Origin of the sequence: Larkinella sp. C7, from assembly GCF_006149005.1 — a bacterium.
Classification (GTDB): domain Bacteria; phylum Bacteroidota; class Bacteroidia; order Cytophagales; family Spirosomataceae; genus Larkinella.
Map to the genome: position 1 here is coordinate 653,776 of NZ_VBSL01000003.1, position 23,179 is coordinate 676,954.

The following is a 23,179-nucleotide window of genomic DNA, read 5'->3' on the forward strand; positions in this document are numbered from 1 at the left end:
GGTTTTCAAGCGGAGGACAGTTTGGATTCAGTTCATTGTTTTACGTTTATTTGCTCGTTTTCGGCCAGAGATACCAGTAATTCCCAACACGTTCGGCTGACCTCCGGCCAGTCGGGTAAAGTCGTTGAGCGTCGACGTCCCTCGGTAATTTTGCGTTGCCGCAGGGTTTCGTTCGAATACCCGGCGTGAACTGTGTCGACAATGCTTTGGGCCGAAAGCGGATCGAAATAATAGGCACTTTCACCACAGACTTCTTCGGCAAAATCACGTTGAGAGGTGAAAATAGAAACGCCAAAGTGCATGGCATCGACGTAAGTGGCCGAAAAAGATTCCAGCAAGGTTGGCATCAGTAAGCCGTCAACCTGTTGATAAACCGACGCGATGCAATCGGTGGGTACATTGCCAATTGGCACAAGGATGTCTTCCAGCGATTCGCTGAAAATCTCTTGCAAAAGCCGTTCCGCTTTCGGATGTTGCCGGGCTTCGATGGTGAGAAAAATCCGGTAAGGCAAGCGCTTTGCTTTGATCAACCTGCCAACCTCGACGAGAATCTCGAGATTTTTGTGTAAATAATACCGGGACAGACACAGGAGATACGTCAGGCCGGGCTGTCTTTTGGTCGGTAGTTCGTAGGGGGTCCGGCTGTTCAGCAAGGTATACGCATTCGGAAAAAGCCGGGTCGGCGGCAAATGGGCATAAAGTTGGTTCATCCGGGTTTTCATGGTTTGCGTCTGCACGAGCAGAACATCGACAAAACGAAGTCGTCGTTTGAAAACCCAGGTACGCAATTTGATTTTCAGGAGGATTTGAAGGCCTAATTTTTCCCAAAGGACCTTGTCATTCGGGTAGGCGAGATGTGACAAATGCAGCAGCACCACTTGTTTACACTGTACGGGCGAGGGGAAGTTGCCCATCGTGAAGATCACATCCGGATTGACCTGCTTTACCAAGTCCGGATACCAGATGGCATCCATGTAGGGACGGGTAAGCCAACTATTCAACGATTTAGGCAAAAAATGAATGTGTAAACCACCCGATTTCAGCGCTTCGTAGCCACAGTCCTGTGGAACGACTACATGAATGGAGTCGGTTTCGCGTTTCAGCTTCTGAATATTCTTTAGAAAGTTCAGTGCTACCGTGAGCCCACCAGCCGAAGCGAGATTAAAAGCGTTGATAAGCAGATTCATGATAAATCAGAACTACAGGGATGTTTCCATTAATCTGATCGGTTCGTGTGCTAAGCATGTACCGTTTAGTGTACACCATCGTTAGTAAATTGCATGAGAAGCTTTTTTTATTGACTTGCTTAGTAACCAAACCGGTAACGAAAGGTAAACGAAATTATCTAAAAACTGAGGAAGATAACCTCGACTGATAAACATAAATAAGGCCAGCGAAATAACGATTTGATTTAAAAAACCTACAGGATTAATGGATGGGTTTTTACTGGAAAAATAATGGATAGCAAACCCTAATAAAAAAGGCATGATCATGGCGCCAAACCACCCAAATGCTCCATAAAATCCACCATAATGCATGGTGGTTTCGCCCGTTTTTGGCCATGAAGGTGGGAATTCAAGTGAGTCGTTTACAATGGCCAATGCTGGTGGAGGGTAAGGTTTTTCCCCATTTTTGAAAAAGAATTTTGGTATTGCTTTAATGAAAATATAGCCAAACATCGTTAGGCCGTAATCATGCTTCAGTTCCCGGTTTTCTTCATAATACCGAATCAGATTGTAATCATTCAACGATTGATGCGTTTGGTCAAAAAATAGTTCGTAGTTAAATTCCGATGGGTCATACGTTAATTCACTGAATTGACCTGCAATAAAATTCCAGCGGTTATACGTGATGAAAAAGATAAAATACATTACGCTGGTACCAATAAAAAGCCATTTTCGGATGTTAAAAGTGGACGATGAATTCGCGATCGAAACAATGATTATGCCCAATATGGTAATGATCATTCGATACCGAAAGCCCATTATTGCAAACAAGACGAAGGCTGGAATGATTAAAAGGGCTAATTTCCACGCTTTCCCCTGTAGAAAAGCATAAATGATGAGGGTTGATACCACGCAGTCGGCGCAATTCCGAAAGTAGAATGAGCGGGTCGAGTTTTCATTGCCAAATATTTCCTCATCAGAAACGCCGGTTAACAGAGCGAGTGGATTGATCCCGCTGAAAACAAGATCCATCAGAACAATAGAAAAGAAAAAACTGTATAACCAGATTACTTTCCTACGCAGAACCGCATAGTTCCGGGGTTCTATTTCAAATTTTTCAATGGGATTCGAATACCGTTTCCAGGCAAAGCCAAACACGAAAAAGACATTGGCAATGAGGTGAAACAGCATTCCTTTCTCATAATAACCGGTAATGTCTTTTCCGGTAAACATAAATAAACCCTGATCGCCAACAATCGTTTTCCGGCCTGTTGCGTAAAAGTAAGCCGGCGTTAGTACGCAATAAATGATGAGAAGTGCCACGCTTATTCTGAACGGAATCATCTGACTGGACCCCAGATGCCGGGCATTGATAAAGCCCACGACCAAAACGGCCAGACTGGTCAGTGCATAAACCCAAATCATATCGTTTTTGTATCTTTAAAAATCATCGTCCTGGTTGTTTTTGAAGTTTGTTTATCCACCCGAAATCGGTCACAATGGCCGGGACTAACTTCCCGATACGCTCCTCCAGAAGAATCTGAAGACTATTCCGAAAAACCGGGAAAAGCATGAAGCAATCGCCAATCAATAAGCCAATGGCCATCCCCGATAATCCGTAGCGGGGAATTAGCCAGGTTGCCGCCACCAGCGTGCATAAACTGCTCAATACAAAATTCAGGGCAATGGTTTGGTGACGGTTGACGGAAATCGCAATGGTGGCACTCGTCAGCCACAAACTATAGGGCAGCGTCGCCAGCAAAAGGAGGGTGAACACCGGTTGGACGGGCTGAACGGCACCTTTGGTCCAGACCGATAGAATGGGTCCGCCGGTTGTTTCCAGGATGAACAGCAACACCAGCGAAGTCCAGAAAGCGATCTGGCAAACCCGGCGGTGGAGTATAATCGCTCTGGGAAAATCGTTCGCAATCAACGCCCGCGTCAGTTCCGGCCAGATGGCTGAGGTGAGCAGGTTCATGATCTGTCTGATAAAATTGCTCAGCGTGCGGAGGGCCGTATAAATCACAACGTGGACCGGGGTCATGAAAAAACCGATCAGCAGGGTGCTGCCCTGCAAGATCATGGAATTCGCCAGCGCAAATCCCAAAAAAGCCAGTGACGGACTGAGCAGGTGCCGGATTTCGGCCAGCGGAAACAAACCGACCTTCACCTGGCTCACCCACGGATACCGGTGTCGGTAATAGAAAAACATGGCTCCCCAACTCAGTCCGCGAACGACCAGATACCCCAGCGCGACCGCCAGGGCCTGGTAGCCTACGGTGACGAGAATGACCACCAGCGCGAATTCCAGCAAGCGGGTGATGGTCGTCCAGATGCGCCCCGTCGCATTGTCGCCTTCCGCCCGGGGAACCGTGCTCATCAATTCCTGCTGGAGAATGAGCATCACGTAGATCATCAGAATGAGGAGGATAAAACGGGCTTCCGATGCCTGAATTTGGTTGATTTTCAGCCAGATGGTAAAATTGGAAAGTTCAAGAGCGGCCGCCAGAAAAGCCGAAGCGAGGACGCCAAAACCGATGATCGACGTCATGCCATTGCCGAGGAGCCTCGCGGCTTTCGGGTACTCTTTTTTGCTTACCTGAATGAGTAATTCATTGGAAATCGCCGACGTCAGCCCGGCGTCACTCAGCCCCAGATACGACGGAATCGTGAACAACAAGAGCCACTCGCCGTAGTAAACCAATCCCCAGGCGTGAATCAGGATGGGTACACTGACGAACTGAATCAGGATTTGACTGGCCTGACTGAATGCGCTCGCCCTCAACGACTGTAAAACACGGTGCAACATCGCAGTTCGGTCTACAAATTTTACTTTTTTAGGTCCGGATGGCGCGTTCAATCGCTCAGACTCCGGCGCAGGTGTCCCCACGCATTGAGGTCAACCGCCGTACAGTACAGGCCACCCAAAACCAGGCCTGTCAAGGTAAAGAGGAGTACCAGGCTCGTGCGCCGGGGTGATGATCGCTTCAAAGGAATGGTGGCCGGTTCGAGTACTTTAAAAACCGGTGTTTGTTCCTGTACTTTGATTTTGGCCTGCTCGAACTGCTTGGCCAGTTCGGTATAAACCGCTTGTGCAATGGTCAATTCCGCTTCGATTCGTTGCTTTTCCATGGTCGCCGTCTGAACCACCATGTATTTGTGCTGGTCGTTGTAGTGAAACATACTGTACTGGGCACGTTCGAATCGTCGTTTGGCTTCTTTCACCCGATTGGTGTAAAATTCCAGGTCACGCCGGACTTTTTCTGTTCGGTAATTGCTTACATAACGGGTTAAATAATCCAGGGTTATCTGCGTAACAGCGGCTACCGCGACGGGATCCGGCATTTGGGCCGAAACCGTAATGACCCCGGAACGGGTATCCATTTGGGCCGAAACCCGCTGTTGAATATCCTCGAGCAAATCCTGTTGATCCTGGGTAAGCCGAATCGTTTGGGGGCTTACGTTTGCCCGGACGCTGTCGGCTTTTTTATCGAATGAAAACCATTTTTTTTCGAACCAGGAATCGGTTTCAGACAGCATCGCGGCCACACTCGTTTGTCCCCCGTCTTGTGTTGGCACCCGTTTGTTCATCAAGGCCAGCACGAAAGGCGTACTCTGTAAAACCTTGGGATAGAGGTCGGGCCTGACCGCATCGACGCTCCCGGTTTCGCCCAGTTCCAGTCCGGCAAAACCGGCCACGGTTGCCAGTCTTTTAATCAGGTCGCCGGAACCCTGGCTGATTTCCGGCATGATTCGGGCTTCGGAGATGTATTCCGGTCGTTTCAGGAGAGACACGATAATGCCGGTTAAGGCAAAAAAAGCCGTGATCAGCAGGAGCCGAATGCGTCTTTTCCAAAGCAGCTTAACCAGTCGCCCCGGCGATAAACCCAACCAGTAGTTTTCCCGAACGGGCTGCGCCGTAACATGATTGGCGGTGGTTATGATGGCTTCGCCTTTCATCAGAATAGTCGGATAATCGTCAGAACTACAGCCGCTAACGAAGTTACGCCGGTCATCACCGCAACCCGTTCCGGGGCCGATAATTTACTGTCTTCCCGTTTGGGTTTGGCGGGTACCACCAATTCCATACCCGGTTCCGGAGTCGGGTAGGATCGGAAGAGTAGAAACCGCTTGGTGCGCTGAATTTGCCCGTTGGCATACACAACATAGGCTTTTCTCCGTTGCGCTTTTGAGGTAAAACCACCGGATTCATCGATATAGGATCGAAATGATTTCGTGGCATTATAATCGACGGTCGATTGATTCAGCACCTCGCCCCGGATCCGAACTAACTCGACCTTTCGGGGAATGGTGATGGAATCTCCGGTTAACAGGAGCAGGTTGCCGCTTTTGGTTGGTTTTTGCAGAATTTCGCGGATATTGATGGATATGATTTCGCCTTGCCGGACAAATCGGGCCGCTTTTAAAAAGGCTTCCGGTTGCAACCCGCCTGCCCGGGTAATCAAATCCGAAATCCGTTCCGATTTGTCCCGGATGGCATACCGGCCGGGATAGCGAACTTCGCCCGTAATGGTGACCATTTTCTGCGTCTCGTAGCGTGGAGAGGTACGGACAAAGACCTGATCGAAGGGATGGAGGCTAAAACGGGCGTCTGCATCGGTGAGCCGAAGGTTTTCATCCAGATTAAATTGAAAAATCCGGATATTCTGATTGTTTGGTAAACCTGTGGTGTCGTTCCGCAGACGCCGGGCTATTTCGATCCGCGACGCCGTCGCTCCTTCCGAAAAACCGCCCGCCAGCACCACCAGGCTGGCAACGCTCATGCTGTCAGCGTAATCGAATAAACCGGGTTTGTTGACGGCACCCTGAAGGGTAACGGTTCGTTTTTCGCGCAGATCACCGTAGGCCAGAACCGTAATTTCATCTTCACGCTGCAAGGGGAAGTCGGTTATTTCGTCCCGCATCACTTTGCCCAGGTCAACCGAAATCAATTCCGGATCGAGATTGTTCCGCAGCCGGCGAAGGGTAACGCGATTCAGAAAAGCGTCTTCCCGCAACCCTTCGGCAGCGGCAATGAGCTTTTTAAGCGTAGGGTTGTTTTGCAGGGCATAAGTGCCGGGGCGAAACACGGCACCCTGGATGGTCACCCGGTTGCTGTAACGTTCGGTAATGCTGCCTACTACGTAGTGGTCCCCGCGCTGGGGCACGAAGGCATCGATTTTAAGGGCGGGGATGGTCCCAACCTCCAGTTCTTTATCCGTATTTCGGCGCAGCGTCAGCGATGCCGTGTACGCCCGATCGGTGAAACCGCCGGCAAAGGCCAGCACGGTTTTTAATACTTCACCCTTTTTAACTTCATAAATACCAGGCTGTTTCACTTCGCCATTCAGTTGGACCCGGGTGTCGTAGTGGTTGACATAAACGATGTCCTGATCCTGCAAACGGATGTTGTCTTTTTGGTCGGCCCCGAGGAGGAAATCGTACACATCCAGGGTCCGAATCTGGCGGTTGGCCCGATACACGCGGATGTCGCGGAAGGAACCCCGATCAGGATCGGGTCCCCCGGCCGCATACAGGGCATTAAAAACCGTACCCAGAGATGATAGCGTATAGGTTCCCGGTTTTACGACCTGACCGATCAGCGTTATTTTGATGCTCCTGATGTTCCCCAGCGAAACCTGCGCTTGTGTTCCGCTCCCGGCCGTATTCAAGCCCATGTATAATTGGCGCAATCGCCCCACAATCCGTTGTTCAGCCTGCTCAACGGTTAAGCCACTAACGTAAATGGGGCTCAGATTTTCCAGCCGGATGGTGCCCTCCGGGTTGATTTTGGCCCGGTAGGTTTGCTGGGCGTTCCCATAAATATCCACGATCAGTTCGTCGTCCGGGCCAAGCTGATAATTTTTGGGCGTAGGAATTCGGAGATTCGGCTCGAAGGTCAGGTTCGTGTTGCTGAATAAAGAAGCGCCAAAAACCGGCGGGGTGTCCGGTGCATCGGGAGACTTCGCAGTGGATTGAGCGGGTGGTGTCGGTTTGTCTGTCGGCAGCGGAATGGGCGATTCGGGCGATTGGATGCGACCGGGAGCGTCCGGGTCCCGTACCGGTTCCGTCGGTTTTTTGGGTGCCGCATTGCTGATTCGCTGGCGTACTGCCGTAATATCGGCCTGGGTAAATCCTCTCGACAAGGCAAGCTGTTCAATCTGGGATTCGGAAAGACCGCTTGATTTGGCCTGCTGAATAAATTGCTGAATTTGTTCGTCTGTCAATTCGGACACTTTCTGCGCGACCGATGGTGACAGTATTCCCAGACCCACAATGACAGCCAGGCAAAGTAGCCAATTCAACGTTATTCGACCTGTTAATCCCCAAAAAATCACGGCGTAGTGAGCTAAATAGATGGAGCCGATTGGGAGACCTACCCCCGACTCTGTATTGTAAATATAGGTGAGCAGGAGAGGGTGGCGGTGTAGAAAACTAGCCCAATGTCCATTCGACCGTAGCACCGGAATGTCTGGCAACTGTCTTCGCTATACCGCACGAAAGACCGACGGATACGGGCACCACCGGTTTTATTTGGTCAGCACTAATAAGGAAAAACCGCCTACTAATTTTGCGGCCATATCTTTATTGATGGCATACAGTATTTTACGGGGAAGGACCGCAAGCTTTGAGCGGAAGTTCTTCAGGGGTAAATCCAAGGAGCCGGTGGTATAAAAGAAATCAATAACGTCATATCCCGAATCAACTAGGGTGGCAAGAGCGGTTTCTTTCATAAAATAATGCAAATGACCGACCGACTTTCGCCCATCTATTAATTTATTTCTCAAAATGGCACTAACTGAAAGGTCCAGCGGAATGTGAAAAATGGTATGTTTTGCCCGATTTTTACACAGTTTTAAAAAGCCTAAATAATCATTGACATGCTCAAAAACATCCATCATAATTAATAGATCATACTGGGTAGTCGTTTCCAGAAAGTTTTCATGCTTAAAGATCAATCGGTCTTTTTCCCGGTTTTTAGCAAGATTGATGGCATCACTTGAAATATCATACCCGGTAAAATGAATATCGCCGGGCATTGATAAATACAACTGATTTACTATTTCGCCGGCTCCACAACCCACTTCGGCAATGGATTTTGGGGAGATGTGATTTGCGTTTATTATTTTGAGTATCTGTTTTGCTTTCCAGGGTGAATCTTCAACGTGCCAGGTAGGATTATTTTGTAAATACTCCCCATTTTCTTCTGTATAGATTGCCTCAATCATGTTTTTGCGGGCTATTCGTTTTTGTCTTTTACTAGTGCTAACGTGGTAAATAAATTGCTTTAAATACCTTGTAACTGTAGAGGTCTATTTCGTTCATCTACTTTACGCGGTAAGTAAAATGGTTTTAAAAATGCGCTATGTAGAAAACAAGCCAAATGTCGGGCGGAGAGAGATTAATTCGGCAGCGCGAACGAATGTTGATTTGTCTGTAAAATAGAAAATTTACTATAGTCCACGCGGATGAAACCGGCTAGCTTGCAGCGTTATCCTATGGAGGTAGGGTAACTCTTTGAAAAGTGGAACAACCCGGCCTGTTTGGGCCGGGTCTGTTTTTTTTCAGGCAAACAGAATCTCGGCGATTCGGTGGGCGGCCTTTCCATCCCAGAGCGGAGGAATCGTCCCTTTCTTGGAATGGCCTTCCAGAATTTCCAGCACTTTGCCGTGAACGGTTTCCGGGTTCAGATCCGCCAGCAACTGATTGGTTCCCAGTTCGACGGTCACGGGTCGTTCGGTACTGTCGCGGAAGGTCAGGCAGGGAACCTGAAGGTAGGTCGTTTCTTCCTGAATACCGCCCGAATCCGTCACGATCAGGGCCGCGTGTTCCATCAGGTTCAGAAATTCCAGATACCCCTGCGGTTCCATCAGCATCAGGTTGGCAATGGCGGAAAGCCGGGAGGACAGGCCGAATTTTTCCAGGTTGTGGAGCGTCCGCGGGTGGATGGGAAACAGGACTTTTCGGTAGGGAGCGGTATCTTCGATGATTTGCAGGATGCTCCGTAAACCGGCTTCCGTGTCGACATTGGCGGGCCGGTGCATCGTCATCAGAACGTACTCCTGCGGTTTTAAACCGAGCTTCTCAACGGTTTGGGTTTCGGCGGCTTTCTGGCGGTAATGCATCAGGGAGTCGATCATGACATTGCCCACAAAATGCACTTTCTCGTCACAGACCCCTTCGTGTTTTAAATTGTCCAGACCGGCCTGCTCGGTGATGAACAATTGGTCGGAAATGCTGTCGGTCAGGATGCGGTTGACTTCCTCGGGCATGCGCCGGTCCCGGCTCCGCAACCCCGCTTCTACGTGAACCACCGGAACGTGCATCTTGACGGCCACCAGCGCGCAGGCAATCGTGGAGGTGACATCGCCCACCACCAGCACCAGGTCCGGCTGCTCCGTTTCCATCACGGTTTCAAATTCCAGCATGATCCGGGCGGTTTGCTGCGCGTGCGACCCTCCGCCAACGCCCAGAAAATAATCGGGTTTCGGAAGTTCCAACTGGCTGAAGAAGACATCGCTCATTTTGGCGTCATAATGCTGTCCGGTGTGAACGATGATCGACCGAACCTGCGGATAGTGTTGAAAGGCCCGGTGGAGGGGTGCCACTTTCATGAAGTTAGGCCGGGCACCGACGATGTTCAGAATCTTGATTGGTTTAGACATGGCAAAGACGAAGAAAACAGGTCTGCCGACGGGTTGGGCTGCGGTACGAAGCGAACCGACCAAAACCGCCCGCGATTCGGTTTAGACAAAGTACAGCGCGCGGAAAGAAAGCATTCGTAGTAATTTTGCCAATCTGTAGCGTCTGCCCGTCCGGGAATAAAAAAAAGCCCGGGTGGGATCGGGAAACCGGTCGGAATTCGCTTATTTTCCGAAAAGACGTACCCATTACCGACTGTTTCGCATCGCGTTCCATGACCCATTCCTTTATCCGACCCATCCTGTCCATCGTGTTTCTGTGGGGTGTTGTTTCTGCGCTTCACGCCCAATCCATTGCCCGTTTGCCGGTGTATTCCAGCGAAGAACTGCGGAGCAAAACCGACTGGCTTTTGGCTGCGCCAGCCCAAAAATCGGCGGTTTATCAAACCAAAGACGGCTTTCTGGCCCTGAGCAACGGTCTCATTACCCGAACCTTTTCCCACGAACCCAACGGCGCTTCGGTCGGTCTGGATAACCTGACGACGGGGGAATCGCTGCTGCGGTCGGTGTCGCCCGAAGCCATTCTCTGGATCAACGGCCACGAAATCAAAGTGGGCGGGCTGACCGGCCAGCCCATTCAGAATTACCTGCTGACGGGCTGGCTCAAAACCATGAAAGCCGATCCGTATAGCCTGAAAATGCTGACGTATGAGGTGTCTCCGATTAAAAAACGGATGGAGTGGAACCGCCGGACGGCCTGGTCGACGCAGAAAGCCGACTGGCCCCCCAAGGGACTGGAAGTTACGTTTACGTACGGAACGACGGACGACATCATTCGCAATAACCAAAACCGCCTGACGTCCGATGACCGGCGCACCAAACTGCTGGACGACGATTTTCGGAGTCTGTCGCCCGACTGGAAAATCGTGGCGTCGCCGGGCAATCAGTCCGCGTCGTTTACGAATGAAGGCAAAGCGGGTGAAATTCAGATTCCGGCCAGCAGCACGCTGTTTGCGGAACGACCGCTACCCGAAAAAACCGCTGTGGTGATTTGTAAACTCAATTCGGGGACGGATCAAAGTGTGTACTACGGGCCGGGTGTGGCGCTCACGTTCGCGGATCGGCCGCCGTTGAAATTCTATCTCTCGCCCGGCAACCAGCAGTTTGGTTTACAAAATGGCGATAACGGAGAGTTTTTCGAAGGCTTCGATCCGGCCAAATCCTGGTATCTGCGCATCGAACTGGCGTTGGGTAAAGTGCTTTTGTCGGTATCGGAAGACGGTATTGGTTACAAAACGCTTCGCACGCTTGATCTGGCTTCTGTTCCGAAAGGCATCCGGATCGGGAAAACCGATCAGAAAGGCAATACCTCGGAGCAGCCTGCTTCCCAATCGACGGGCCGCTGCCGGATGGAACAGTTGACCTTGCTCGGCGGCCCGCAGAATCCGGGGGCTGACCTGGATTTTCTGAAGGGGCTGGTCGTGAAAGTGCATTACGAACTGTACGACGGTTTGCCGCTGCTCAGTAAGTGGGTGACGGTCGAAACCGCATCCGAGGAAGGCTTTGTACTGAACAACCTCCGAACCGAACACCTGGCCGTAACCGAAGCCGAAAGCTCCGTGGAAGCCAAACGGCGCTGGGAATTGCCCCCAATATTTGCCCAGAGTGATTTTGCGTTCCAGTCGATGGCGCCCAACGCGTCCGAAAATGCCTGTGTCGAGTGGCAGGAAGACGCGACCTACCGTACGCAGGTGAATTATAACCTCAAAACGCCGTCGGTGCTGGTTTGCCAACCCCGGCAGGGCGTTGGGCAGAAGATCGCTCGCGGGCAGCCGTTTGAAAGCATGCGGCTTTGGGAATTGCTCTACGACTCAGGAGACCGGGAACGCCGGGGGCTGGCGCAGCGGAAAATGTACCGCACGATCGCGCCCTGGGTGACCGAAAATCCGATCCTGATGCACATCCGCAGTTCGGCCGATGCCGACGTGAAAAAAGCCGTTGATCAGTGCGCGGAAGCCGGTTTCGAAATGGCCATTCTGACGTTCGGCAGCGGTTTTAACATCGAAGATTCGACCCGGCAAAACCGGCAGCGCATGAAGGCGTTGAAGGACTATGCCGCTTTGAAAGGAATTGCCCTTGGCGGGTATTCCCTGCTGGCGAGCCGGTCGATCGATCAAGAAAATGACGTGGTGATGCCGAAGCCCGGTATGAGTCCCACCTTCGGTCATTCGCCCTGTCTGGAAAGTGCCTGGGGGCAGCGGTATTTCGAAAATTTATACCGTTTTTACAAAGAAACCGGCATGGATATCCTGGAGCACGACGGTTCTTACCCGGGCGATATTTGCGCTTCCACGAGTCACCCCGGCCACGTGGGTCTGGAAGATTCGCAGTGGAAACAATTTGCCCGCATCCGCGATTTTTACCAGTGGTGTCGCGGGAAAGGCATTTACCTGAACGTGCCCGACTGGTATTTTCTGGCGGGGAGCAACAAGATTGCGATGGGCTATCGCGAAACGAACTGGTCGCTGCCCCGTGAATACCAGGAGATTATCGAACGGCAGAACATCTACGACGGTACCTGGGAAAAAACGCCGTCGATGGGCTGGATGTTCGTGCCGCTGGTCGAATACCACGGCGGTGGTCCGGCGGCTACCATCGAACCGCTGAAAGACCATTTACCGCATTATGAGCAGCGGATGGCCAATCTGTTCGGGGCGGGTGTGCAGGCGTGTTACCGTGGACCGCAGTTGTACGACGCGCCGGAAACCAAAGCCGTGGTGAAAAAATGGGTGGGTTTTTACAAGAAACACCGCCCCATTCTGGACGCTGACCTCATCCACCTCCGCCGACCCGACGGGCGGGATTACGACGCCATTCTGCACGTCGATGCTGCCGGTAAGGAAAAAGGCCTGCTGATGGTATACAATCCACTGGATGAGCCGATTACGAGAACGTTGACGGTCGATCTATACTACACGGGTTTGAAAAACCGGGTTTCCATCAGCCAGCAGGACGGCGCGTTTGCGAGTCGGGCGCTGGACGGAAGCAAACTGACGCTTCGGGTTACTATTCCTGCAAAAAGTCAAACCTGGTACGTATTTCAATAAGCCCTGACACGGTCAGTTCAGACAGCGGGGATTGGTGGCCAGTGTCTGCTTATTCCGCTCTAATTCCATCAAAACGGCTTTGGCAAAAGCAACTTTGTCGGACTTCCGGTATTGCTCGATGGGCTGATTGCGGGTCAGTGTAAAGTTCTGATTGGTTTGCTGGCAAGCGCCCCACAGATCGGGATTGAGTTTGATCTTGTACTGACGGATGGGCGTATCTGCGCCGAACCAGAGATTGATGATGTTGCTAACGGTTGGTTTAATGACGACACTCATGATGTGGTTGTGGTATGTGTTAATAAGCCGAAGGTAAAGTTCCGATAAATAACTTGCTAAATAATTTTGTGTCAGCGGTTAAAATGACGGTTTAAGCCGCTAAAAACCGTGGATGAAGTGGTATGTTTTGCAATAATCGATTTTTGCCAATTATTATTTAGTAACGACAAGCCGCTCCCATTGTTCTGCTCTTTGCTAAAAATTTGACCCTTTTTTTAGTAAATGGATTTTTTTACAAATAGTATTATTTTCTTGCATTATTTGTAGATGATTGGGGCCAAATTAGAGAATCCCGTGGACAGAATTTGATGGTATGGGCGCTCTGAGAGACCCTGATGTTCAAATACGCTCCTAAACCGAAATCAATGAAAATTAGAAAAATGAATCTTTTCAAGAAAGGATTCAACACTCGGATGCACAACGTGGTGACGGCCGGTTTGCTGCTGGGAAGTTGCCTGCTATCGGGTATGGAACTACGGAAGGCGGCCCCGGATACCGGTAAAGACTGGCCTGCCTACGGGGGGAACAAAGCTGGCAACCGGCACTCGCCACTCTCCCGGATCAACACCGAAAACGTCCGGAATTTGCAAGTGGCCTGGCAGTATGATGCCTCCGAAAAGCCGGACCCGAATGACCCCGCCCGGAAGCGGGGCCGCGCCATTCAATGCCAGCCGATTGTCGTCAACGGCATTCTGTATGGCACCACGCCCGAACTGAAACTGTTTGCCCTGAAAGCCGGAACGGGCGAACAACTCTGGAAATTTGAACCCTCGAAAAACGATCGGCTGAACTCCAACCGGGGTGTGATGTACTGGGAAAACGGGAACGAAAAACGCATTTTGTACACCGTAGGGTCGAGTTTATACGCCGTCAATGCCGAAAGCGGGCAAATCGTGTCCAGTTTCGGAACCGATGGGCGGGTGGATCTGCACGAAGGGCTACAGACCAATCTGGATCATGACGTCAGCAAGTTGTCGGTGACGGCCACGTCGCCCGGAATTATTTACCGAAACACGGTCGTGATGGGTTCAAGCGTATCCGAATCCGGCGATGCGGCACCTGGCCACGTGCGGGCGTTTGATGTGGTGACCGGAAAATTGAAGTGGGTTTTTCATACGATTCCGCAACCCGGTGAGGTGGGCTACGACACCTGGCCGAAGGATGCGTATAAGAAAATCGGGGCCACAAACAACTGGAGCGGGCTTTCGCTGGATGAGAAACGGGGCGTCGTTTATTTCGGCACCGGCTCTCCTGCTTCGGATTTCTACGGGGGCGACCGCAAAGGCGCGAATCTGTTTGCCAATTGCATTCTGGCACTGGAGGCCGAAACCGGCAGAATGAAGTGGTATTACCAGACGATTCACCACGATCTGTGGGACCGCGACCACCCGAGTCCGCCGAACCTGATTACGTTGAAACGCAACGGAAAAACCGTCGATGCGGTGGTGCAGGCGACGAAAGACGGGTTGGTATATGTGCTGGATCGGGACAAGGGCACCTCGCTGTTTCCGGTGGAAGAACGCAAGGTGCCCACGAACGGCTTGCCCGGCGAACACCCGTATCCAACGCAAAAATACCCGCTGAAACCGCTGCCGCTCAACCGGCAGGTGTATACCGAAGCCGATCTTACCGATCTGTCGCCGGAAGCGCATGCCTACGTGAAAGAGCGGTTTTTGAAAATTAAAACGGACAACAAATTTGCGCCCCCCAACACCACCGGCACCTTGCTGTTTGGCTACAGCGGTGGTGCCGAATGGGGCGGAAACGCCATCGATCCGCAGGGAATCCTGTACCAGAACGTCAATGAAGACCCCTGGGAACTGGTTATGACGGAACGGGCCAGCTTGAATGCGCAGAAAAACCCGGTAACGGCGGGGAATGCCCTGTATACCGCCAACTGTGCGGCCTGTCATGGGCAGGACCGGCGGGGTAGCGGGCCGGAAATGCCGGGGCTGGTCGATATTGGTAAAAAGCGCTCGGCGGAGGAAATCAAAACCCTGCTGAAAACCGGCAGCGGCCGGATGCCTTCGTTCCAGCACCTGTCCGAAAAAGACCGTGATGCCATCGTTGCCTTTTTGCTGAACCGGGAAAACGGCCCGGCGACGGTTGCCAGTACCCCGGCTCCGGCGGCCACCAACCCGGGTGGTTTTCCGTACGTACCGGCTTACGTGAGTAAAGTCTGGCAGCGGTTTACGGATCAGGACGGCTATCCGGGCATCAAACCACCCTGGGGAACGCTCAATGCCATCGACCTCAATACCGGGGAGTATCTCTGGCGGGTTCCGTTGGGCGAATACCCGGAACTGACGAAAAAGGGCATTCCCATCACCGGAACCGACAGCTATGGCGGACCGCTTTCCACGGCGGGCGGGCTGGTGTTTATCGCCGGTACGCGGGACGAAAAGATCCGGGCGTTCGATAAAAAAACCGGGAAGGTGGTCTGGGAATACCAGCTTCCGGCGGGCGGTTTTGCCACACCCATCACCTACGAAATTGACGGGAAACAGTACGTGGTAATTGCCGCTGGCGGGGGCAGAGGCCAGAAAATCGGGGGTCATTACATCGCCTTTGCTCTGAAATAAAGGTCTGATAACCTGTTGTTTAAAGCCTACTGATGTAGATGTCGGGTCTGAAAAGCGTTGATCCTTTTGCGTGTAAGCCTTACACGAGTCGGCGATGCTGACGCCCAGAACGTATGAAACACGAAGCGGAATGAATTGACCCTGATCCTGACTGAACTGGCAAAGGGGTTTCCTGAATTGCGGAAGAAATGCCGCTTGCCTCCCATCGAAAATTGATTATCAATGATCTTATTAGTATATTTTGCTATAATAAGAGTATGGTAAAACGAAATGAAACTTTAGAGGTAGGTTACATAAGAAGGACAATTTCCCGGGTAAACCAAGCTGTAAATGAGAAACTTTTCTTATTTCGGACTACAGATAAGCAACATTAGTTGGAAAGGAGCCTGTCTAGGCTGGTGGTTCCTAGTGGTTCCCGTTGTGGTCATTGCCCAACCAGGGCATTGGCGGGTTGGTTTGCAATTGGGCGTGGCCCATACCCGCAGTAAATTTACCGCTACGCCTGCCATACCTGATAACCAATTTACCTTCACGACGCCCACGGGCACCTGGTGGCAAGCCAATCTGGAACGAAATATGACTTCTCATCTGAGCCTTAAAGTAGGCATGGGACGCATGCGCTTACCTTATTCAATGTCTCATCGTGTCGCATTAAGAGATGCATCGGGTCGGGTAACGCTGATGAGCGGTGGAAGCTCAGGTGGGGGTGATGCCTTTTCATACGCATCGATTGGGCTCATTGCCAATACCCGCGCCTGGGGGCCGGTTATCGTAACTGCCGGGCTTGATTTGCAAGGACGTTACAACCGACGGGCTAAATCAACGTTTGTTTATGGGGGGTATGGGAGTTCCAGTGTGATCAGAGGCCCGGACACGCTTCGTTTATTCATCTCCAACCGGTTTACACCACAACCCACTGGGCTTTTCACCTTAGCCCTTGCCCCTCAACTCGGGGTTGATGTTCGGCTTTCTCAACGCTTATTCCTGGGTGTAGTGGCTACGTATAATCTGGGCCTGGGCTATATCCGCCAGGCAACGTCACCGATTCAGATCAACAGTGAACGCTACGAGAGCCGCTTTACCCATAGCGGCAGTTTTATGGGCTATCGTGCCGGATTGAAATATTCGATTGGTAAGGTAAAGTCACTGGGCATATTACACTATACGGCCTATAATCAGCCACAGCCTCAAGCCTCCTGGTATGAGCCGGAACGCGCCCGGACCTTTCGGAGAAAATCCTGGCTGACCGGTGGGCGACTGGGTTATTTTTCTGAACGTTCGTCGCGTCAGTATGAGTTAAGTTTCCAGGGGTATGGCGGTTATTTTATCTTCAATCAGGTGGCGGTGGGCTTAAAAGGGAAGTACAACCGGGATTATCGCTTTACCACTTTTCCCATCATTCGCTCCTGGCTCCTGGGACCTATGGTGCGTCTGTATGCAACAAATTCCCGAATAGCTCCTTTCGTTGAAGGATCCTATCAAATGGGGAGAGTACATTTTGATTTGCAGACGACTCCTTTTCCCTATCCGGCTGTCGAAAGGGGAATCGACTTGCTTTCATTGGGTGCAGGCGTCAGTGCGAGGGTAAGTGATCAGTTTCGGCTTGATCTGATGGCTGAAACACAAAAGTTCTCGAACTATCCCCTGAGCAGAGCATCGGCAGTTCGCCCTGAGTTAGGCGTTACCTATTTCATACGAAAATAATCCAGATGGCGTCTGGTTAGTGTTTGTAAAACGGAGAGTGTGTGATTTTTTCTACTCCGTTACAACTTTATGAGAAGTGCTTCCCTGCGGATGCCTACTCCTTTGCGTACTTTGATCGAAGTCGCCGGGCGACATCGTCGGCCAGCTCGTCGCGCATGCTATCGTAGAGTTGCCAGCGGGAGGGGGGGAAAGGGTCGGCCCGTTTAAGTAAAGACCCATTGAGCGCCCGATCGTCACCACTAAAGGTTTCCCATTCCGTAACCCAGTGACGGTTTTCCCCAAAGGATTCCTCCCACAAGACGTTTCCCGTTTGCGTATCCAACGCCCACATTCGTAAATCAAGGCCGGCGCTAATTTCCAGCCGGTGGGTGGTCAACGTGCCACTGACTTTCTCCATGATGTCTACTTTGGTGGAGTCGTTGATTTTTTTCTCGCCTACTTTATACGCCTGATTGCTGTAGATGGTGGTGGAAGAGGAAAATGTATTTTCGGCGAAAGGCAAATAACCGGTCACCTGCATCTGGACGGCCTGATGAATCGGAAAACCATCGCCTGCCTGTTCAGTGGGCAGGTAAAGCAGTGCAAAAGGGGATGGTTTGGGGTTGCGTTCAACGCGTTGAAAGATAAGCTGTTGTAGTTTTCGATTCTCCTTGGTACTAATTTCTCGGGTCGGATGCAGGGGGTCGACAACGACGCGGAGGATGGCAAAAGGCAAAACCGCTTCGGATTGGGCGCGGGCCTGTCGGTAGTTGGGTACCCAGCTCAGCGCTTTCTGGTAGTGCTGGTAAGCTTCTTTTGCCGCTAAACGGTTTTCTTCGCGGAAGGTAAAGGCCTGCTCAGCAGCCTGGTACCGGTCGGCCGCGGCCAATTCCCGTACTTCATTCTGCCGATCCACGTACGAAGCGGGATAGGCCGCCAGCCACTCCGCACAGGCCGGACATTGCCGAACGAAGCCGCGCCGGGCGTTGTCGGTCAGGGTTTGCAGGTGGGTATATTCCTGAAAAACCGTCTCCCAGCGAAAGGAAACGGGCTGGTTGGGGTCGGTCGGTGCGGCCGCAGAGAGCCGTCGGATGACGTTTTGATGTTGATCGTATGCATGTCGGAAGGCTTCTTTCAACACCTGAGGAGCTGTTTCGTAGCCCCGTTTAAAGAGCCCGCGCGGCTGATTGAGTCGCTGAGATGCTTTTTGGACTGCGAGGTCGAAATTGCCCTGATGAAGTGCGGTTTTGCCACTGCTGCACGCCGTCAGCAATGGTACGAATAGGCCGAAGAACAGAACCAGGCGAACCATACCGTAAACTACATTTTTTTTCCCATTTGACCCATTACCGGATCATGGGTTTATCGTTGACCCCGGGATGGGTCATTCCGTTGGATTGCTTCGTCCTGTTTTTTACCCCGGATTTTCTATCTTGCCACCACCAGCACATCCTCCGCTGGTTTCCGGCTGGCTCCTGGCCAAACAGTACTACGACCGGCTAAAAGCGCCCCGGAAAGCGTTCATCCTCTTCGAGAAATCGGGTCACGATCCTGCCTGGGAAGAAGCCCAACGTTTTAATAGTGAGCTGGTCCGTATTCACAAACTGGTCAACTAGTCACCCACCCTGGGTATTTCGCTGCTGAAATAGCGGGCTACACCGGTTTCGCGGCTTTGGTGATCCGTTTGCGAATGCGGCTGAGTGATTCGGGCGTTACGCCGAGGTGGCTGGCCAGTTGGTGTTGTGGGACGCGTTGGAGGGTCTCAAGATACCGGATCGGCGGCTGATCGTTGCTTGACGTTGGGTAAGAAATGAGCCGTTGCCGCTTTTGTGGTACGGGGCCGCCACCGTGCGGTAGCATTCCTGGTCCATTTTTGCCGGCCTTATCAGCCTGCGTGCCTGTAAGTTACTTTTTTTGACATAAATGACAATGATCCTAAACCGCATGATGAAGTTTGCACTCCCGGTGTTCCTGTTTTTTAGCAGTGCCTTAGTGGCAAATGGGCAAAGTAAAGACCCGCTGGACCGTGTCGTAATTACCTCTCAAAAGGAGAAAACCCGGGTATATTCGGAAAACGGAGCCGTACACGTGAATGTGTCTCCGAAGGAGGTCCGCCGGTTTAAAGCCGCCGGATTGGTGCGTTACAGCAACTTCGGTGCCAGCGGCAAGGGCAAAATCGATGATTCCGACGCGATCGCTGCCACCCATGCCTTTGCCAATTTGCACGGTCTTTTGGTGAAAGCCGATGAGGGCGCAACCTACTATATTGGGGGGAAAGAGCACACTGCGGTCATCCGAACGGACACTGATTTCGGTACGGCAGCGTTTATCATTGACGATACGGCAGTGGAAAATCGCAATGCGTCTGTTTTCACGGTTGGCTCAGACCTTAAACCGTTTAAACTGGAAACGATACCTTCGCTGAAGAGAAATCAGGAAAAAATCGACGCGTCTTTGCCGGGCCCCTGCCTGATTACGGTCACCAACTCGAATGTAAAACAATACATTCGGTTTGGGCTCAATCAAAACAACGGGTCGTCGCAGACCGATATTTTTGTGGTCGACAAACAGGGCAACGTGGATAAGAACGCTCCGATCATCTGGGATTTCGACCAGATTACGGAAATCACCGCGCTGCCCATCGATGAGAAACCGCTAAAGATTACCGGTGGACGATTCACCACCATTGCCAACAAAGCCGAATCGAAGTATACCTATTACAACCGAAACATTGCCATCCGGCGGTCCAACGTGCTGGTGGAAGGGCTGGAACACCGCATGACGGGCGAAGGAGACCACGGCGCGCCCTATGGCGGTTTTATCAACATCGGAGACTGTTCCTATGTAACGATTAAAAACACCATCCTGACCGGACACCGGACCTACAGCACCATTGGCGCGGCCGGTAAGCCGGTCACGATGGGTACGTACGACCTTTCGGCCAATCGCGCACTGAACGTGTCTTTTGTGAATTGCAGCCAAACCAATGACATCAACGACAACCGATACTGGGGGATTCTGGGTTCTAACTTCTGCAAAAATCTGTTGTATGACCAGTGTACGCTTTCCCGGTTTGATGCCCACCAGGGGGTTGCCAATGCCACCATCCGCAACTCGACCCTGGGGCATATGGGAATCAATGCCATCGGCAGTGGCCTCTTACTGGTGGAGAACTGCACCATCCGTGGCAGAAGCATCGTCAATCTGCGCTCCGACTACGGCAGTACCTGGCAGGGAGAACTCGTAATTCGTAACTGTGTTTTCGTGCCGGCAGATGGCAAACCCATCAGTGCGGCTCTGATCAACGGATTCAACTCCGGTCAGCATGATTTTGGCTACACCTGTTACATGCCGGAACGCATTACGATTGAAAATCTCCGAATAGAGGACTCCCGGCATCCTGATAATTACCAGGGCCCCGCCATTTTCGCCAATTTCAATCCGGAAATGACCGACCATTCCTACCGGGAGAAATTCCCCTACGTCAAAACCAAAGAGGTCATTCTCCGGAACGTGACCACAACCAGCGGAAAAGCGCTTAGGATTAGCGATAACCCATTGATGTTCAGCGATGTGAAAGTGGACATGGTTCGGTAAAGTTTTGTGAATTCCTTACGTCGCCTGAGCGGTAGGATGCATGTTTATGAAAACTTCGGTTTGGTTGATTGAAAGCCGAAGGAGGGGCAGGAAAGGACGAAAATATGAGGTTTATTTATTGGTTGGTAAAACGGAGGTTTTCTTGACTAAATATCCATTGATGAATTGCTGAAGAAGTTGTATTTCTCCAATTGTGAATCAGTTACTATCTTTTTGTAAAAGGACTTACACCATAAATTGAACCGAAAAGCATATTCATCCCATACCTCGGAAATACAACGAGCTTAGAAAAATAATGTGCTTGAACCAGACTACCGGATGCTCCCACCCGGATTGAGACCACTGGGAACACGAACCGGGATGGTCTTATTAAAACCAGGATCGGTTAAGGCTTTTAGGAACGAAATGAGTTGCTCCTGCTCGAAGTCGCGCAAGGCAACTCGCTGTATTTTTACGTCCATTTGTTGAACCGGCACATGCGGATTTTGCGAAATAGGCTCGCCGATATCGTCATAAAACTTAAGTACCTCCTGTAGAGTCTGAAAAACCCCGCTATGCATATATGGGGCTGTCAGTCCTACGTTTCGCAACGAGGGAGTCCGAAACGCATAGGTTCCCCCCGCACCCGCGTCAGAACTGGTCAATTGGGTATTATCAGGCACCGACATCACGTGCAGTTGGTAGTCGGAAAACATCGGTCCCGAATGGCAAAGGGGACATCCTTCGTCCTTAAAGAGCTGCATCCCCTGAACTTGTTGTTCAGTAAGGGCCGCTTTATCGCCTTTCTGGTAGCGGTCGAAGGGTGAATTCATTGCAATTAAGGTACGTTCGAAAGCCGCAATGGCTTTGCTGATGTTTGCCGCAGTAATGGCTTTGCTGTTACCAAAGACAGTCTGAAACCGTTGTCGATACTCCGCAATCGTTGTCAACCGCGCCACCAGACTGTCTAACGTAACGGCTTCACTAAAGGCATGGCCGCGCATCTCCTCAAAGCCCAAGATCGGGCTGGTCACCTGATTCTCCAGACTTTGAATACGCGAATCCCAAAACATCGGTGCAGTCAACGGCTCATAATTTCCGCTACCATCCATGCCATTAAAGGCCGCATTGAGTAGGGTTTGCGTATTTCGCTTCGTTAACGGCACATCATTAGGCCGCAGAAACCGGCGGTTTTGCCCATAGCCCACGGCATTGGGACCCAGTGACAGGTCCAATCCATCGGTATAGCCATTATTGGGGTGATGGCAGGTGGCACAGGCTACGTCTTTCCCGCCTGACAGGATGGGGTCCCAAAACAGCAGCTGGCCAAGTGCAGCCGTATCATTGGTAATTGGGTTACTGACTGGAGTGCTGGTCGTACCGGGCTGAATGGGGGTACTTAATGGAGGAGCTATGGCCGAACTGCGATCATCTTTAGTACAGGCTTGGATAACGATAATGGATAAAATAATTATCGTGAGCAGGGCTAATAGATTGTTGCGCATCATAAGGCTGAATTGAGTAAATTTTGATTCATCTAATTCCTCATCAAATCGTTAATTTACACCCTGGTCGACCGGGCGGTCGCACCAAATTCAAAATGCATAAAAGTTCTTCTAAATCTGGATATTCCTGAAAAACTTGATACAGTTAGGATTTTATTAGACTGGCGCACACCGCTTCGTTACTTTGTACTTTCCCGGCATTTCGATGGTCGTCACCTTCGGACTAACTTGTCACGCATCTGGCGGGCCTGTTCAGGCCAGGGCTGCCACTGGGGTTAGGTAATCACAATTGCCATGGGGACGCAAGATGCTGTAGTTTTCAATCGCCCATCGAATTTTCTTTTCAACGGCTTGGACATCGACAAACGTACAAATTTAATATCACATAATTTTTGAAAATCAGGACTTTGGCTGTCGTTCAATGGAGCCCAAAAAACATGGTTTTTGGATTCTGAAAAGTCGTCAGTACTCACCCCGGCTTTATTGGACAATTAACCCGGTCAATTATTCTACGTACGCAAAACGGTAGTTGTTTGACCGGGATTTATTGGCTCGTTCAAATTGAATTAAGGGCAATTAAAAATAAGGATGCCGGGCCAATTTACAAACCGGAGTAAACGGTAGACTGGCATGAGCGCCACC

General features: G+C 51.2%; 16 protein-coding genes. 5 read left to right on the forward strand and 11 right to left on the reverse strand.

Features of this window, described 5'->3' with window-relative positions; genetic code table 11:
- Positions 1–32: 32 nt before the first annotated feature.
- From FH871_RS10850 to wecB, 7 genes are all read right to left on the reverse strand, one after another.
- Positions 33–1,187: a glycosyltransferase gene (locus tag FH871_RS10850; protein WP_138991445.1), complete on the reverse strand. Its 1,155-nt coding sequence runs from the start codon at positions 1,185–1,187 to the stop codon at positions 33–35.
- 81 nt (positions 1,188–1,268) lie between these two features.
- Entirely contained in the window at positions 1,269–2,591 is a 1,323-nt protein-coding gene (locus FH871_RS10855; protein ID WP_138991446.1) for an oligosaccharide repeat unit polymerase, read from the reverse strand.
- 22 nt (positions 2,592–2,613) lie between these two features.
- Positions 2,614–3,975, reverse strand: coding sequence for a lipopolysaccharide biosynthesis protein (locus tag FH871_RS10860; protein WP_138991447.1), 1,362 nt, complete (start codon positions 3,973–3,975; stop codon positions 2,614–2,616).
- A 47-nt stretch (positions 3,976–4,022) separates the two neighbouring features.
- Positions 4,023–5,126 carry a Wzz/FepE/Etk N-terminal domain-containing protein gene (locus FH871_RS10865; protein ID WP_138991448.1) on the reverse strand — a complete coding sequence of 368 codons (1,104 nt, stop codon included), beginning with the start codon at positions 5,124–5,126 and terminating at the stop codon, positions 4,023–4,025.
- Positions 5,126–7,471 (reverse strand): SLBB domain-containing protein, encoded by a 2,346-nt coding sequence (locus FH871_RS10870; protein WP_229317191.1) that lies wholly within the window; start codon positions 7,469–7,471, stop codon positions 5,126–5,128. Before FH871_RS10870 ends, FH871_RS10865 begins: the two co-directional genes overlap by 1 nt.
- Positions 7,472–7,696: 225 nt before the next feature.
- Positions 7,697–8,395, reverse strand: coding sequence for a bifunctional 2-polyprenyl-6-hydroxyphenol methylase/3-demethylubiquinol 3-O-methyltransferase UbiG (locus FH871_RS10875; RefSeq protein WP_138991449.1), 699 nt, complete (start codon positions 8,393–8,395; stop codon positions 7,697–7,699).
- 336 nt (positions 8,396–8,731) lie between these two features.
- Positions 8,732–9,820 carry a non-hydrolyzing UDP-N-acetylglucosamine 2-epimerase gene (gene wecB, locus FH871_RS10880; RefSeq protein WP_138991481.1) on the reverse strand — a complete coding sequence of 363 codons (1,089 nt, stop codon included), beginning with the start codon at positions 9,818–9,820 and terminating at the stop codon, positions 8,732–8,734.
- A 263-nt stretch (positions 9,821–10,083) separates the two neighbouring features.
- Between wecB and FH871_RS10885 the strand changes: the two genes are divergently transcribed.
- Positions 10,084–12,915 carry a hypothetical protein gene (locus FH871_RS10885; protein WP_138991450.1) on the forward strand — a complete coding sequence of 944 codons (2,832 nt, stop codon included), beginning with the start codon at positions 10,084–10,086 and terminating at the stop codon, positions 12,913–12,915.
- A 12-nt stretch (positions 12,916–12,927) separates the two neighbouring features.
- Here FH871_RS10885 and FH871_RS10890 read toward each other — a convergent pair whose 3' ends face one another.
- Positions 12,928–13,191, reverse strand: a complete 264-nt coding sequence (locus FH871_RS10890) for a hypothetical protein (RefSeq protein WP_138991451.1) — start codon at positions 13,189–13,191, stop codon at positions 12,928–12,930.
- A 365-nt stretch (positions 13,192–13,556) separates the two neighbouring features.
- Here FH871_RS10890 and FH871_RS10895 point away from each other — a divergent pair, with 365 nt between their 5' ends.
- Positions 13,557–15,773, forward strand: coding sequence for a PQQ-binding-like beta-propeller repeat protein (locus tag FH871_RS10895; protein WP_229317192.1), 2,217 nt, complete (start codon positions 13,557–13,559; stop codon positions 15,771–15,773).
- 330 nt (positions 15,774–16,103) lie between these two features.
- On the forward strand, positions 16,104–17,477 hold the full coding sequence (locus FH871_RS10900) for a hypothetical protein (RefSeq protein WP_138991452.1): 1,374 nt from the start codon (positions 16,104–16,106) through the stop codon (positions 17,475–17,477).
- A 94-nt stretch (positions 17,478–17,571) separates the two neighbouring features.
- Here FH871_RS10900 and FH871_RS10905 read toward each other — a convergent pair whose 3' ends face one another.
- Complete coding sequence (locus FH871_RS10905; RefSeq protein WP_138991453.1) at positions 17,572–18,768, reverse strand: hypothetical protein; 1,197 nt, start codon at positions 18,766–18,768, stop codon at positions 17,572–17,574.
- A 121-nt stretch (positions 18,769–18,889) separates the two neighbouring features.
- Between FH871_RS10905 and FH871_RS10910 the strand changes: the two genes are divergently transcribed.
- Positions 18,890–19,072 carry a hypothetical protein gene (locus tag FH871_RS10910; RefSeq protein WP_138991454.1) on the forward strand — a complete coding sequence of 61 codons (183 nt, stop codon included), beginning with the start codon at positions 18,890–18,892 and terminating at the stop codon, positions 19,070–19,072.
- A gap of 37 nt (positions 19,073–19,109) precedes the next feature.
- Here FH871_RS10910 and FH871_RS33465 read toward each other — a convergent pair whose 3' ends face one another.
- Positions 19,110–19,316 carry a helix-turn-helix domain-containing protein gene (locus FH871_RS33465; RefSeq protein ID WP_212768214.1) on the reverse strand — a complete coding sequence of 69 codons (207 nt, stop codon included), beginning with the start codon at positions 19,314–19,316 and terminating at the stop codon, positions 19,110–19,112.
- Between the two features lie 87 nt (positions 19,317–19,403).
- Between FH871_RS33465 and FH871_RS10920 the strand changes: the two genes are divergently transcribed.
- Positions 19,404–21,053 carry a hypothetical protein gene (locus tag FH871_RS10920; protein WP_138991483.1) on the forward strand — a complete coding sequence of 550 codons (1,650 nt, stop codon included), beginning with the start codon at positions 19,404–19,406 and terminating at the stop codon, positions 21,051–21,053.
- Between the two features lie 311 nt (positions 21,054–21,364).
- On the opposite strand, the gene FH871_RS10925 is transcribed toward FH871_RS10920, so the two are convergent.
- The gene (locus FH871_RS10925) at positions 21,365–22,540 is read right to left on the reverse strand and encodes a cytochrome-c peroxidase (RefSeq protein ID WP_229317193.1); all 1,176 of its coding nucleotides are present in this window, start codon (positions 22,538–22,540) and stop codon (positions 21,365–21,367) included.
- Positions 22,541–23,179: the final 639 nt, after the last annotated feature.